The 13338-nt window shown below is 59.9% G+C and carries 10 protein-coding genes; 4 read left to right on the forward strand and 6 right to left on the reverse strand.

The genetic code is table 11. The annotated features are described in order from the left end of the window. Position 1 precedes the first annotated feature (1 nt). Positions 2-961, reverse strand: a complete 960-nt coding sequence (locus GN234_RS00835; RefSeq protein WP_232201532.1) for a response regulator — start codon at positions 959-961, stop codon at positions 2-4. Positions 962-1405: 444 nt separating this feature from the next. Here GN234_RS00835 and GN234_RS00840 point away from each other — a divergent pair, with 444 nt between their 5' ends. From GN234_RS00840 to GN234_RS00850, 3 genes are all read left to right on the forward strand, one after another. Next, on the forward strand, positions 1406-2098 hold the full coding sequence (locus tag GN234_RS00840) for a type 1 glutamine amidotransferase domain-containing protein (RefSeq protein ID WP_109753177.1): 693 nt from the start codon (positions 1406-1408) through the stop codon (positions 2096-2098). Positions 2099-2199: 101 nt separating this feature from the next. After that, positions 2200-2502: a hypothetical protein gene (locus tag GN234_RS00845; protein WP_163858209.1), complete on the forward strand. Its 303-nt coding sequence runs from the start codon at positions 2200-2202 to the stop codon at positions 2500-2502. A gap of 156 nt (positions 2503-2658) precedes the next feature. After that, the gene (locus tag GN234_RS00850; RefSeq protein WP_218950893.1) at positions 2659-5013 is read left to right on the forward strand and encodes a putative bifunctional diguanylate cyclase/phosphodiesterase; all 2355 of its coding nucleotides are present in this window, start codon (positions 2659-2661) and stop codon (positions 5011-5013) included. A gap of 34 nt (positions 5014-5047) precedes the next feature. Here the strand turns inward: GN234_RS00850 and GN234_RS00855 are convergent, their stop codons facing one another. From GN234_RS00855 to GN234_RS00870, 4 genes are all read right to left on the reverse strand, one after another. Then, on the reverse strand, positions 5048-5485 hold the full coding sequence (locus GN234_RS00855; protein ID WP_109753175.1) for a type 2 periplasmic-binding domain-containing protein: 438 nt from the start codon (positions 5483-5485) through the stop codon (positions 5048-5050). Between the two features lie 11 nt (positions 5486-5496). After that, positions 5497-6729: a porin gene (locus GN234_RS00860; RefSeq protein ID WP_176687633.1), complete on the reverse strand. Its 1233-nt coding sequence runs from the start codon at positions 6727-6729 to the stop codon at positions 5497-5499. A gap of 89 nt (positions 6730-6818) precedes the next feature. Continuing rightward, entirely contained in the window at positions 6819-8681 is a 1863-nt protein-coding gene (locus GN234_RS00865; protein WP_176687634.1) for an ATP-binding protein, read from the reverse strand. Between the two features lie 235 nt (positions 8682-8916). Then, entirely contained in the window at positions 8917-10620 is a 1704-nt protein-coding gene (locus GN234_RS00870; protein ID WP_163858213.1) for an ABC transporter ATP-binding protein/permease, read from the reverse strand. Positions 10621-10819: 199 nt separating this feature from the next. Between GN234_RS00870 and fhuF the strand changes: the two genes are divergently transcribed. Further along, a complete protein-coding gene (gene fhuF, locus GN234_RS00875; protein ID WP_163858215.1) occupies positions 10820-11509 on the forward strand; it encodes a siderophore-iron reductase FhuF in 690 nt (229 codons plus the stop codon). 179 nt (positions 11510-11688) lie between these two features. Here fhuF and GN234_RS00880 read toward each other — a convergent pair whose 3' ends face one another. Next, a complete protein-coding gene (locus GN234_RS00880) occupies positions 11689-13338 on the reverse strand; it encodes a cyclic peptide export ABC transporter (RefSeq protein ID WP_176687635.1) in 1650 nt (549 codons plus the stop codon).

Raw genomic sequence — 13338 nt, forward strand, 5'->3', positions numbered from 1 at the left:
CTCAGTTCATCAGATAGGCGAGTTTGTGGGTCAACCGTTCGATGGAGTCCTCCGTGAACAGCAGCAATAGGTCGAAACGAATATCGTGCCCTTCCAGGCTGTAGCTGATTTCCACTGCCAGGGTTTTTTTCCAGCGCTTGCGGTTGACTCGGATCAGCTCATCGATCGCCGCGTGTTGGCCGAGAATCTGTGGGTGACCTTGAGAGAATCCCACATCGATCTGATCGGCAATGCTGGTCAGGCAAGCTCCGATCAGGACGCTGGAAAGGTCCAGCAGCATTTCCAGGTCGGAATAGTCGCTGCTCTGGCGTTGCATCAGGTGTGCGATGTCGGCGATTTCCGAGTCGTGAAACATCAGCAGGGCTTCACCCGCGATGCCACTGCCAATAAAACCCTGGCAGATAGCCGTGAGTTGCTGTGAGCTGCTGGCATCGTTCAACGCCATATGCAGCTCACCGACTTCGAGAATGTTCACATTGGGCACCGGCAGTTGCACAAAGACGCCCAAGACCTTGGCGATCAGGGCGGCTGCCTGGCCAATGGCAACGTTGACGGTCTCGCGGAACACGTCGTGAAAACTGATGGCCGCGTCCGGTGCCGAACGATTCTGCAGCGGCACCTTGCCGGGTTGGGTCAACAGTCCCACCCGGGTGAGGGTCTGGCGCAGTTCGTTTTCGTCGAAAGGCTTTTTCAGGAACGCCAGCGCGCCTAGCTCGAGCACGCGGCGTACCGCTTCATCCTGGACGTCACCGGAGATCACGATGACTTGCGCCTTCAACCCTTCGTCGCGCAAGGCGCTCAACACCTGATAACCGTCCATCTCCGGCATGGTCAGATCGAGCAGTACCACCTGGCCCAGGCCCTGGCGTATCGCGTCCATGGCCTGGCGACCATTGACGGCCTCGGTAACGGACACCGGCCAGTCCGCGGGCAGAGCACGTAGGACCTGTTTACGGGCCATGTTGGAGTCGTCACACACCACTAGGGGAATCACTGACACAAATGCACTCTTTTTGGAGTTGGATATCAGGGAAACGCTTGCATGCGTCATACCATAGGGTAGCAAAGACCCGCGAATGCACAGGATTTACCAAGAAAAACACCCGGCAGGCCGCCCGGATGGGTTGTTACGCGGTTTGCCCGGCCCCGTAGTACTCGTCCCAAAGCTCCTTCCGAAACCGGTTGCCCGGATCGAATTGCGCCCCGGTGGCATGCAACTGGTGAACTGGATGGCGTGCCGGCAAGCTCCCGAGGCTGGTAAAACGAGAGTCCCGGAAAGTTCATCGGGACCGGCCAGTTGGAAGGGGCATCGCGACGCCCACTGAACGTCTGCTCCCGGGCGACCTCTGAAAGTAGTGCAGGGTGGCGATCTCGCTGCCCGTCAACACTTGGAGGACAGGCTCATATGAACATTCTAATGGTCCTTACATCCCACGATCAGTTGGGCGATACCGGCAAGAAAACCGGGTTTTGGCTGGAAGAATTCGCTGCTCCCTATTACGTGTTTGTCGACGCCAAGGCAACCGTCACGCTTGCCTCTCCCAAGGGCGGACAGCCGCCGCTGGACCCCAAAAGCGATGAAGAGGACGCCCAGACTGAGGCTACACGCCGTTTTCGCAGCGATCCGAAGGCCCAAGCGGTACTGGCCAGTACGGTGCCGCTGGGTGAGATTGACCCCTATGACTTCGATGCGGTGTTTTACCCTGGAGGTCATGGGCCGCTCTGGGACCTGGCCGAGGACACGGATTCGAAGACCCTCATCGAAGCCTTTTATGCCGCGAATAAACCTGTGGCCGCCGTTTGCCATGCCCCTGGCGTGTTCAAGAACGTTCAAGCCCCGGATGGCCAGCCTGTGGTGAAAGGCAAGAAGGTGACCGGGTTCACCAACTCCGAGGAGGAGGCCGTGGGGTTGACGCACGTGGTGCCGTTTCTGGTGGAGGACATGCTCAAAGCCAAAGGCGGCGAGTATTCCAAGGCTGCCGACTGGGCGAGCTATGTGGTCGAGGATGGGCATTTGATCACGGGTCAGAATCCGGCTTCATCCGAAGCTGCTGCCAAAGCCCTGCTCAAGCGGCTGGTGCAGGAAGAGACGGCCTGAGGACACGCCGCTTGTCACTACTGTCATCTCTGACAGTAGTGAGGCGAGAGGCTTTCACCCTATATCTGTAGCCCCATCCTTACTTTAAAAGAGAAATGGACATGGCTACGCAAAAGACAACTCACGTAGCTGGGGATCTTGACCCGGGCTTTGGTCATGAGGGGAGGGCATTTTTCACGCTCGACCAAAGCCTCTTTGGCGGCTCATCGAAATTACTCAGTGATGGAAAAATTCTCACGGCGGGTGTCAATGCTTCAGCTTTCAAGGCTACGAAACCAAAAAATGGGCTGTGGCCATTCAACCCGACAATAAAATCCTGGCAGCAGGGGGCTCCTTGGGGGAGCCTGATAACCGCCAACATCACATTGATGCGATTGCTTGAAAATAGCGCTCTGGCCCTCTAGTAAGCCCTGGCCCTGACAGACGCAGTTTGTAGTCTATAGTTTTCACCAGACCCGGAATCCTTTCGTGTGGCCGACCAGGAGCAATTGACTCCTTGAGCCGTAACCGCGTCGGATTCCCGCAAGCCGTCAGCAGTGAAGCGATGCAGGGAGCACACCATGCCGGTCCAACGGTCGAATATACTGAGGTCGGCCACTGATATTGCCCATTCTGCAAACTCTGTTTCAGTTACCACGAACAGCCTGTTTCGGCGCGGGTTTGACCAAGCCAAAGAAATTTACATTTTATTTCCGCTGCTGGCGGTTTTCCTGTTGCTGAGCATCTGGGCGGCCACCTTGTACCTGATCAAGGTCGAACAGGTGCGCGCGCAGCAGAGCGCCGCCGCGGCGAGTGTGGAAATCGCGGCCACGTACGAAGCGCAAATTCTGCGGGCCGTGCGTGAAATCGATCAGACCCTCAAGCTCGTCAAATACACCTACGAGTCCGAAGGGGAACAAAACCCGCTGCCCAAACTCAAGGCGCGGGCGTTGTTGCCGCCGCCTTTCCTGTTTGACGTCAGCGTGGTTGATGCTGACGGCATGGTCGTCGCGAGTACGCAGCCGAGCGAGGCTGGAAGCAGGGTCGCTCAGGATGAGCTGCAAACGTTGAGGCGTGACAATGTATTGTCGATCAGTCGCCCCTGGAAAAATCCTGTAACGGGGGAATGGAAGCTGCGCTTCAGTCGGCGGCTGAATTCGGCGGACGGCGCGTTCTCCGGGATCGCGATGGTCGAGGTCGATGCGGCTTATTTCGTCAGTAGCTACGATGCCTCGAAACTCGGCAATCAGGGCACACTCGGGCTCCTCGGAACCGATGGCATCTTCCGGGTATGGCGCACCGGGGAGGTGGTATTGGCCGGTGACGCGGTCGACTACACGGCAGTGGTGCCGGACAATGAAACCACCGAGGCGGTGCTCGCGATCAATGGATGGGACGGCGTACGGCGCTACACCAGTGCCCGCCAACTCTACGATTATCCGCTGGCGATAATTGTCGGGTTATCCGAGGAGGAGCAACTGTCGGCGGTGAATCGACAAGCACACACCTATCTGTGGAGGGCGGCGGGCGCAAGCCTGTTGCTGGTATTGTTGGTGAGTCTGTTGAGCCGGATGAGCTGGCAACTGGTGCAAAGCCGTTTGCGAGCCGCCGAAGCGAAAATAGCCTACGCCGAACGCGTCGAGTACCTCGCTTATCACGACGGCTTGACGTCGCTGCCCAATCGCAGTCTGTTCAGTAAGATGTTGAGTCAGAGTATCAGCGAGGCAAGCCGTTATCATCGGCAACTGGCGGTGCTTTTCCTTGACCTCGACCGTTTCAAGCACATCAATGACACGCTTGGGCATGATGCCGGCGACCAGTTGCTGCAAGAAGTCGCACAGCGAATCACGGCCTGTCTGCGCGCCAGCGATACCGTCGCCCGACTGGGCGGCGACGAATTCGTGATATTGCTGCCAGAGCTGTCCGAGGACAAATACGTGGCGATCACCGCCCAGAAAGTCCTGTCCACCATTGCCCGGCCTTTTAACCTCCAGGACCATGAGTTCCGTGTGACCGCCAGTATCGGTATCAGTGTCTTTCCGCAGGATGGCCTGGATGAGCAGACACTCAAGAAAAATGCCGATATCGCGATGTATCAGGCCAAGCAACAAGGCAAGAACAATTTCCAATTCTATTCCGAGAAGCTGAACGCGGATTCACTGGAACGACTGACACTGGAACTGAGCTTGCGCCATGCCCTGGAGCGCCAGGAGTTCCAGCTGCACTATCAGGCCAAGCGAGATATTCGCAGCGGCCAGATCACCGGCATGGAAGCGCTCTTGCGCTGGGATCACCCCGACCTGGGCATCGTCGCGCCGATGCAGTTCATTCCGATTGCCGAAGAGACCGGTTTGATCGTGCCGATCGGCAAATGGGTACTCAAGACCGCTTGCCTGCAAAACGTTGCCTGGCAGCAACAAGGCCTGCCGCATCTGGGGATGGCCGTGAACCTGACGGCGCGCCAGTTTGCCGATGAGAATCTACTCACGGACCTCGCTGCGATACTGGCTGAAACCGGTATGGAGGCGAGTCTGCTGGAACTCGAAATCGCCGAAAGCCTGCTCATGCAGGATGTCAAAAGAGCGTTGAGTGTGTTGACCGGACTTAAACGCCTGAAGATTCGGATCGCCATTGATGATTTCGGTATCGGCTATTCTTCGCTCTCTGCCCTCAAGCAATTTCCGCTCGACTCCATCAAGATCGATCGCTCATTCATCTGTGATGTCACCAGTGTGTCGGAAGACAAAGCCTTGACCGAGGCCATTATCGCAATGGGTAGAACCCTCAGTTTGACCGTGGTTGCCCAAGGTGTGGAAACCAAGGAACAGGCCGATTTCCTACGGGAAAATGCCTGCGACGAATTTCAGGGTTTTTACTTTAACCGGCCGGTGCCCGCCGATCAGTTCACGATGTTGCTACAAGCACAGCCGGGATAGGCAAGAGGCTCGACAGCTTGAGCCACGATGATGCTCATTGCGCCTCGATCGGCAGTGCCCTGACGCTGCCGTCCACCTCCCGAGCGTCGATATAGCCAATGGTGTCGGGATTCTCGGCAACACGTTTCTTGACTTCTGCGCTGCTTGAAACCGCCTGCGGCGGTTGGCCCCGACCGGTAAAGATGATCTTTGACCAATGGGCCTTGAGCTGGGACGCGGACTTGCCGGTGAACGTTGTGTAGAACTCATCGCGGGTCGGTGAGTCTTCTGTCTGGTCAATGGGAGTCGCCTGTCCACCGCCGGGAAAACGACTGGTCTTGCCCAGAAAAATATCCGCCACCTGATTGCGCGCGAGCGTCTTCACTGGGCTCGACGTAGCGACGACCACCACCACGTCGGCCTTGACGGCAGCGCTGGCGGCGCACAGGGCGAGCCCCGCCACAGCGATTCCGATGCGTCTCACAACCCACATGGCCTGCTCCATCAGAAGACAAAATCAACAGCTAGGCTGATGACGTTGAGCGAGCCCCCCGACGTGAAGTCCGGTTGGGGATTGATCAACGGACCGACCGAGTTGCCCTTGAAGCGTGTGTGATCGAATTGCACTTTGGCGTCCATGTTCTTGGTGAAGTCCCAGCGCACGCCAAGGGATAGGGTCTGCTGCCCTTCGTTCGAGCCCAGGACGGTGTTGAGGGCACCGTTGAGCTCGGCGGCAGTGCCCGCCAGGACCGGTGGCAAGGCCGATAGTGTCAGGCCCGGGCTGGAGACTTCTGTTTCGGTCTTGGAGCGCGCGTAGGTGACATAGGGGGTGAACGCTTCGATGCGGTACCCGCCGCTGATGTACCAGGCGCTGGTCCTGCCCAGGCCGGAGCGGCTGTCGAGACGGCCCCATTCACTCATGACGAACCAGTCGCCCGGATCGTAGCTGGCGCCCACGCCGAAAAAGTCGACGGGGGTGTCATCGGAGTCGTAGCGATCGGCGATGGCGATGCCTTCCGGACCGAACTCCCTGAACGTATCGAAGAGCGAGTTGAACTGCTCCAGGGTCAAGTCGGCTTTCATGTAGGTGATGCGCGCGGTGATGGCGTCGAGCTCGGTGGTGTTGGTGATCCCCCAGAAATTTCTCGTCAGCGCCTTGCCGGCCCCGTCGGGCTGGCGGCTGTCGGTCTGGCCGTAGTGAGCCTGCACGGTGTTGGTGATTTCATCGACACGAAACCGGTAGCTGCCATCGATGCCGTCGCTGCTGGAGATCGGCATCAAGCTGTAGACCTCCATGGGCGCCCGCACCCAGGGCAGGGTGTAGCCCACTTTGCGCGTGTCGGACACCAGGAACGTCGGCAGCACGGTACGGCCAATGCGGGCGTTGAAATCCGGTGTGAACTGGTACTTGATGTTGGCCCACTCGACGAAGGGCCGGTAGCTGTTGTCGTAACGCTGCTCGGAAATGACCTGCACCACGGCCGAAAGCTGCGGGGTGACGGTGGCGGTCAGTTGGGCACCGATCAGGCTGTCGACGTCGGCGCTCCAGTTGCGCGAATGCCCTGCGCCATTGGGCTTGAAGATACTGGAGGTGAAATCGGCTCTTTTCTCGCTGGAATGGACGATCCCCACCGTGCCGAAACTGCTCAGCGAGAACATATCGGCCGCGTCAGCACTGGCGCCGCCGGCGTACAGCGTCACGACTACCAGGGCCATTGCGTTGGGCTTGTTCACCATGGGCTCAAGGTGACCTCGTTGCGTGGATGACCATTAGTCTGTTCCTTGAAACGTTGGCTGAAACTGCGCACTACCACGCAGCGAAGCGTCTAGATCGTCAATTTGAGCGTAAAGGTCGCCCCTGTTCCCGGGCCATCGCTATGGGCCTCCAGTGAACCGCCCATTTCCATGGCTGCCAGGGCGCAGCTGTGCAGACCAAAGCCATGGCCGTCCTTGCGCGTGGTAAAGCCATGGGCAAAGATCCGTGTCAGGTTCTCGGGCGCGATGCCTTCGCCGTTGTCGATGACCTTGATCACCAGGGTGTCTTCTTGGGGGATCTCGCTCTGGAGGATGATTTGAGGGGCAGACTCCGGCCGGTCATCCATGGCCCTGCTGGCGTTCTTTATCAGGTTGATCAGGATCAGCAGCACCCGGTGCTTGTCCAGTTGCAGCAAGGGTGTTTCGGTCAGGTTGCGCACCACGGTGATTCGATGCGCCGCGATGATGCCGGCGTTCATGCGCAGGGCATCCTCGATCAGTTCCTTTATCTGCACGGTTTCGGCAAGGCTGGAGGTGCCTGCATATGATTGCTGGGCGGCGACGATCTCCTTGATGTGATCAACGCTTTTGCTCAGTTGGCCGAGTTCTTCGGTCATGCTCTGTTGTTCGAGCGCCAGCGCGTCCACCAGTTGGTTCAGGTAGCTGGGCAGAAGCTTGCCTTTTTCGTCGTGGGAGATGAAATCCCCAAGGTCCTCGGCATGCTCGTTCATCATTTGTACCGCCTTGCCAAGCCCCAAGGCCTTGCTGGTGCGCAGCTTGCGGGTGACCAGGTCGGCGGAGATATTCACGCTATTGAGTACATTACCTACGTTGTGCAGGACGTTGGTGGCGATTTCGGCCATGCCGGCCTGGCGTGCGGCCGCGGCCAGTTGAGTCTGGGCTTCGGCGGCGCGCAAACGGCTTTGTGCCAGTTGCCAGCTCATCCGGGCGAGCAAGCCCACCAACAGCACCAGTACCAGGCTGCCGCCCGCGGCGCGCCAGAGATAGGTTCGCGCTTGCTGGTTCACCGCGGCCAATTGTTCCTCCTCGGACAACCCCACGATCACCGCCAGCGGCAAGTCATAGAGCTGACGGGCACTGGTGTAGCGGCGTACCCCGTCCCAGCCATTGACCGAGAGCACCGCCTCGGTGTTTTCAGTGTCCGGCACCACGGCGGCGTAGTCGACTGTATCACCGGCCAGTACCGTTTCCCCGGTGCGCCGCACGCGAAAGATGCCGTCGGTGCCCAGGAGTCCGAGCGCACCCTGGTCGCCGAGTTTCGAGGCGTCGTAGCTGCTGACGAAATAGGCGGCATCGACCTCGACCCTGGCGATCCCGGAAAGCCCGCCATCCGCCGCGTTGAGTCGCCGGCTGAAGCGCAAGCGCCATTCTCCGGTGACAGGGCTTTTCCATGGGTGACTGATGGACAGTGAGTCGCTGTGCCGCAGCGTTTGCTGCTCATCCGGGTCAGCGATGTTTTCCCGGTCGTTGACCCGGCTGCTTGCCACGAGCCTGCCATCCGGATTGACCACGCTGACGTCAAACACCAAGGCCGGCGGCAGCAAGGCCCGTTCCTGGAGGCGGCGCAGGGGATTAGGTTCACCCTCGGCTTCGTAGGTGTATTTGACCAGTTTGAGGGTTTGATCGATTTCGTGAATGGCGCGCAACATTTGCGCTTCGTAGGTGGCGCCCATCTCCAGGCTTGCCGTCGCCGCGCTCTGCTGTGCGCGGATATGTTCGACCTTGATCAGATACAGTGTCGCGATCCAGATGGCCAGCAACAGAAGCGCAGCCAGCAACGGGAACAGAATGTAGGCTTCCTTGGCCTGGTCGAAGCCGCGCCGAAACACGCCGGATTCGGTAGCGCCATCGGCCTGCGCGCGATGGACAGTGCCAGGGGCCAACCTCAGTGTCTCAGGCCGCTGGATCGGCATGATGTGCTCCCTGCATTGTTCACTACCGAAGGCTGGTGGGCCCGACACGGTTACGGCTCGAGGGGGTGTTGCTCCTGAGGGCCCGAGCGAAATCTTGGATCTGTCAGCAACTATAGACCACAAACTCTGCATGCCAATGTGCGAAGAGGGTTTCGATTGACTGGGGCACGGAGGATTTTGTGGCGAGGGGATAAATCCCCTCGCCACAAGAGGTTCAGCGTTTGTCCTGGCGGACTCACACTGCTTGCTTGACCCTTCGATGCACCCACTGCGCCTCGTCCCGCAATTCAAGGACTTGCCAATGGAAGTGCTCCAGGGAGGCGCTGTGCCCGACGCTGATCAGGATCGTGTCCGGCAGCGTCTGCTTGAGCAATTGATAGCAGCGCGCTTCGTTTGCCGCATCCAGCGCCGAGCTGCTTTCGTCGAGAAACAGCACTGTGGGACGGGCCAGCAGGGCCCTGACGAACGCACAGCGTTGCTGTTCGCCGACGCTGAGGGTTTGCGCCCAGTCCCGTTCCTCTTCCAACTGTTCGGCCAGGTGTTGCAGGCCGACTTGCTCCATGATCTGGCGCAGCGCGCCATCCTCTTCGCGGCGGGGTGGGTTGGGGTACCAGAGTGCTTCGCGCAGGCTGCCTAATGGCAGGTAGGGTTTCTGCGAAAGTGTCAGGGCCCGCTCACGGTCGTAGCCACTTGAGCCGCGAGCGTGATGCCAAAGCCCGGTAATCGTGCGGATCAGTGTCGATTTGCCGTAGCCGGACGGCGCACTGATCATCAGGCTGTCACCGGGCTTGAGGGAAAGGTTGAAGCCTTTGAACAATGGCCGACCGTTCGGTAGCCAGATGTCCAGGTCCTTGATGTCGAGGCCGCTGGCCTGCTGTTCGAGCCTGACCTGGGACTTGACCTCGACGTTGTCCAGGCGCTCCTGGAAGCCAACCAGCCGGTCGATCACCGATTTCCATTCCGACAGCTCCGGGAACACGCTCACCAGGTAGGCGATGGCCGCGTGTACTTCGCCAAAGGCCGCGCTTATCTGTGTCAGACGGCCGAGGGGAAAGGCGCCGGCAAAGAACTGTGGCGCCATGATGAACATCGGGATGACCGTCGCGCTGCGCAAGTAGAAGGTCGAGTAGCCCATGATCAGCTTCTGCTTCTTCACCAGCGCCCAGAAGTTCTCCAGCGCTGCCTCCAGGCGTTGGTTGAAGCGTTCGTTCTCCACGACTTCGCCCCGGTATTGCGCCACCGAATCAGCGTTCTCCCGCAGGCGGATGAGCGAGAAACGAAAGTCCGCTTCACGCCGCTGCTGCATGAAATTGAGGCTGGGCAGCGCGCGACCCAGCCAGAAGGCCAGGCCGGTGCCCAGTAGCGCATACAGCAGGGCGATCCACACCAGCAGTCCCGGAATGACCACCGACTGGTCGTTGAGCGGCACGCTGACGAGGCTGGAAGCCTGCCAGAGGATATGCAGGAAGGAAAACAGCGACACCACCGACGTCAACAACCCGAGGCTCAACTTGAGCGACTTGACGATAAACAGGTCGATGTCCTCGGCAATCCGTTGGTCGGGGTTGTCGACGTCGGTCTCGGTCAGCTTCAGCTTCTGGTAGCGCTGGCTGCCCAGCCATTGATCGAGCATGTTGCGGGTCGCCCAGCGCCGCCAGCGGATGGTCAGCTTCTGCTGGAAGTGGAACGCGCCCACGGTAAAGGCGGCCATGCCGATCTGCAGGAGGATGAACTGCAGGCTGCCCACGATGAAACCGTGGTAGTCCAGGGCCTGCAAGGCGTTATAGAAATGCAGGTTCCAGAAGTTGGTGAGGATATTGACGCCGACCAGGCACAGGGTCATCGCCACGGTGGCGAACAGCAGCAACAGGGCCGGGTATTTCTCCTCGGATGCCCAGAAAGGCCGCGCGAGACGCCAGAAATTGCGAAGTGTGTGCATGTGGTCTTGGTGAGCCTGGTCGCTAACGACGTTGAGTTTGCAGGGGAGGGAGGATAGGATCAGCCAATGCTAATCGTTTGCATTAATTAGGGAAAGCCACGGGAGCCCTGTTATCGAATTTCCAGAATGGCTTCACCAGGCCTGGCCGCCGATACAGCGGGTCATCCGGCAGGAACCTGGCGATCAGCCTTGCATCGCGTTGAGCCAGCTTGCCGACCCTGCGGTACTGCAACCCTTGCTGATCCGGTTTGCCTTGCGTTACCCGGGGGTGAACCGCGCTGCCGTGGTTTCACAGTGGTCGATGAACTACATGAGCATTGTCCTGCCGGCCACCTTGGCCTGTGTGCTGACGCGTGGTTGCGCGATCGAGTTCTGGGGCGAGGACGCTGTGCTGTTGCACGACGACGGCCAGCCTTCGGCGTTGGGCCTGGCCGCCGGGCTGTCGACCTTGGGCGCGGATGGCCGCGCCGTGTACTGGTCGCGGTTGGTCCATGAGCACCTGGCGCCGTTGTTCAGCACCTTGGCCGCTGCCGGTGGCCTGGCTCCGAAGATACTGTGGGGCAACTTCGTCGCCATCTGGGACGGGGCGTTCGCCAGGATGGACCCCGACCTGTCCAGGGACGGCTTCGCCGAGGCACACCAGTGGCTGGAACCGGTCACGGTCAACAACGGACGCTTGAAGTTGCGCGGCCTGCAACGCATGGTCGAATCACCGGCACCGCAGATTTGCCCATGCCTGCCCTTGCGCCGGCATTGTTGCCTGCATTACCAACTGCACGAACCGGTCGAAGGCCAACCGCCGGTACTTTGCGAATCCTGCCCCAAGCTGCACCGCCTGCCGGTGGCAGAGCAGGTGAGCTATCTGCATTACATCTATGAGGAGGGTTGAGCGCACGTTCAATCCTTACCCTCACGTGGTTTTTCTGGCACAGCAAGTCCCTGTGGGAGCGAGCTTGCTCGCGATAGCGGCGGGACAGCTTGCATCAATGCTGAATATGCCGACGCCATCGCGAGCAAGCTCACTCCCACATTTGGGCTGGGGGTTGCCCTGGAATTGTGGGCGCACTCTCAGGTGGACAGCATTTCAGCCAGGCGCGGCGCATCAGCCTGCGGAGCGACTTCGCTGAGCTTGCCATGTTCGATGCGGATCAGCCGGTCGGCCAGGCCGAAGTAGGCGTCGTCGTGGGAAATCACGATCAGTAATCTGCCACGCTCGCGCAGGTCCGGCAGGATCCGGGTGTAGAAAAAGTGCTTGAACACCGGGTCCTGGTCGGCGGCCCATTCGTCGAACAGATAGCAGGGGCGATCATCCAGGTACGCACTGAGCAGCGCCAGGCGCTTGCGTTGTCCGGTGGACAACGCCAGCGTCGTCAGTTTGCCTTCCTCGATTTTTACCTTGTGGTCCAACTGCAGGTGCACCAGATAGTCCTGGGCCTGTTTCACCAGGTGCGGGTCATCGCCATCGAACAGGTTCTCGAACAGGCAGAAGTCGGTGAAGATCGCCGAGAAGTGCTGCCGGTAATGGTGGTTGTCGTTGCTCGAGGACACTTGCTCGTCGAGCATGATGTCGCCGCTTTCCGGCCGGTACAGCCCGGTCAGCAGCAAGGCCAGGGTGGTCTTGCCGCTGCCGTTGCCGCCGGTGATGAACACCACTTCGCCGGCATTGAGGGTCAGGTCGATGGGCCCCAGGGTGAAATGCCCGTCCTCGCGCTCGCGGTAGTAGGTGTGGGTGACCTGGCGGCACACCAGGCTGCGAACCTGGGTCGGCGAGATCGTGTCGATGCTCTCGTCAGAGGTCTGCATCTGGCCTTCCAGGGCGCGGATCTTGTTCAGGGCCACGCTGGCCCGGCCGAGGGTCGGCAAGGCGTTCATCAGTTCCGACAGCGGCGTGATCATGTAGAGAATCGCCAGGATGTAACCGGTGACCAGGCTCGCGCTCAGGTCGATGAAATGCGGTGCGGCGAACAGCACCACGCCGATCAGCAGGTAGAACACCGCGTTACCCCAGTTCAGCACGAGGGCGTAGATGCTCATGCCGCGTACGAAGTCGCGACGGTATTGCTGGCTGACCGGTATCAGCAGGCGGGTGAAGAAATGTTGCCGGCGTGGGTGGTTGAGTTGCAGTTCCTTGCTGCCATCGGTGAGCAGGCGGTATTGATTGAACAACTGGTCCTTGAGCTCGCGGGCACGGGAGATCGAGGTCAGTGCCCGGCGTTGCGGCCAGTGAAAGCTCAGGCTGCCCAGGGCGATCAGCAGCAGGGTCAGGCCCAGCAGCGGCAGGCTGAGCCAGCCCAGGTAGCCGAGGCACGCGGCGATGATCCCGACATTGACCAGCAGGATCGGTACCAACTCCACCGCCTGGCTGATGGTTTGCGTATCGTCGGTGAGCATCGCCAGCAGGCGATGCTTGCCCAGGCGCTGCAATTGCGCATAGGGCGTATCGATCAGCTTGGCGCTCAGGTGCAGGCGCATGTCGTTGACCGCGGCCTGGCCCAGGCGCAGCAGGCTGATGTCGGAGATGATCCGCGACACCGCGACCAACACCACCAGGCCGGCGAAGAGCAGGCCATCCACCGGGCGCAGCTTATCGAACACCTCCAGGCTGTGGTTGATGTTGGCGATCAGGCCGGCCGCCGCGAGGCCGCAGGTCAGCCCCGTCAGGGTCGCTACCAGCAGCGCGCGCCAGGAGCGTTTAGCCATGAGTAACAACAGATCCAT

The sequence above is a fragment of the Pseudomonas bijieensis genome, assembly GCF_013347965.1.
Classification (GTDB): Bacteria; Pseudomonadota; Gammaproteobacteria; order Pseudomonadales; family Pseudomonadaceae; genus Aquipseudomonas; species Aquipseudomonas bijieensis.

Coding starts and splice junctions, on each gene's coding strand:
- GN234_RS00835 (WP_232201532.1), bottom strand. CDS start 961: ATGGCCCGTAAACAGGTCCTACGTGCTCTGCCCGCGGACTGGCCGGTG.
- GN234_RS00840 (WP_109753177.1), top strand. CDS start 1,406: ATGAACATTCTAATGGTCCTTACATCCCACGATCAGTTGGGCGATACC.
- GN234_RS00845 (WP_163858209.1), top strand. CDS start 2,200: ATGGCTACGCAAAAGACAACTCACGTAGCTGGGGATCTTGACCCGGGC.
- GN234_RS00850 (WP_218950893.1), top strand. CDS start 2,659: ATGCCGGTCCAACGGTCGAATATACTGAGGTCGGCCACTGATATTGCC.
- GN234_RS00855 (WP_109753175.1), bottom strand. CDS start 5,485: ATGTGGGTTGTGAGACGCATCGGAATCGCTGTGGCGGGGCTCGCCCTG.
- GN234_RS00860 (WP_176687633.1), bottom strand. CDS start 6,729: ATGGTGAACAAGCCCAACGCAATGGCCCTGGTAGTCGTGACGCTGTAC.
- GN234_RS00865 (WP_176687634.1), bottom strand. CDS start 8,681: ATGCCGATCCAGCGGCCTGAGACACTGAGGTTGGCCCCTGGCACTGTC.
- GN234_RS00870 (WP_163858213.1), bottom strand. CDS start 10,620: ATGCACACACTTCGCAATTTCTGGCGTCTCGCGCGGCCTTTCTGGGCA.
- GN234_RS00880 (WP_176687635.1), bottom strand. CDS start 13,338: ATGGATCTGTTGTTACTCATGGCTAAACGCTCCTGGCGCGCGCTGCTG.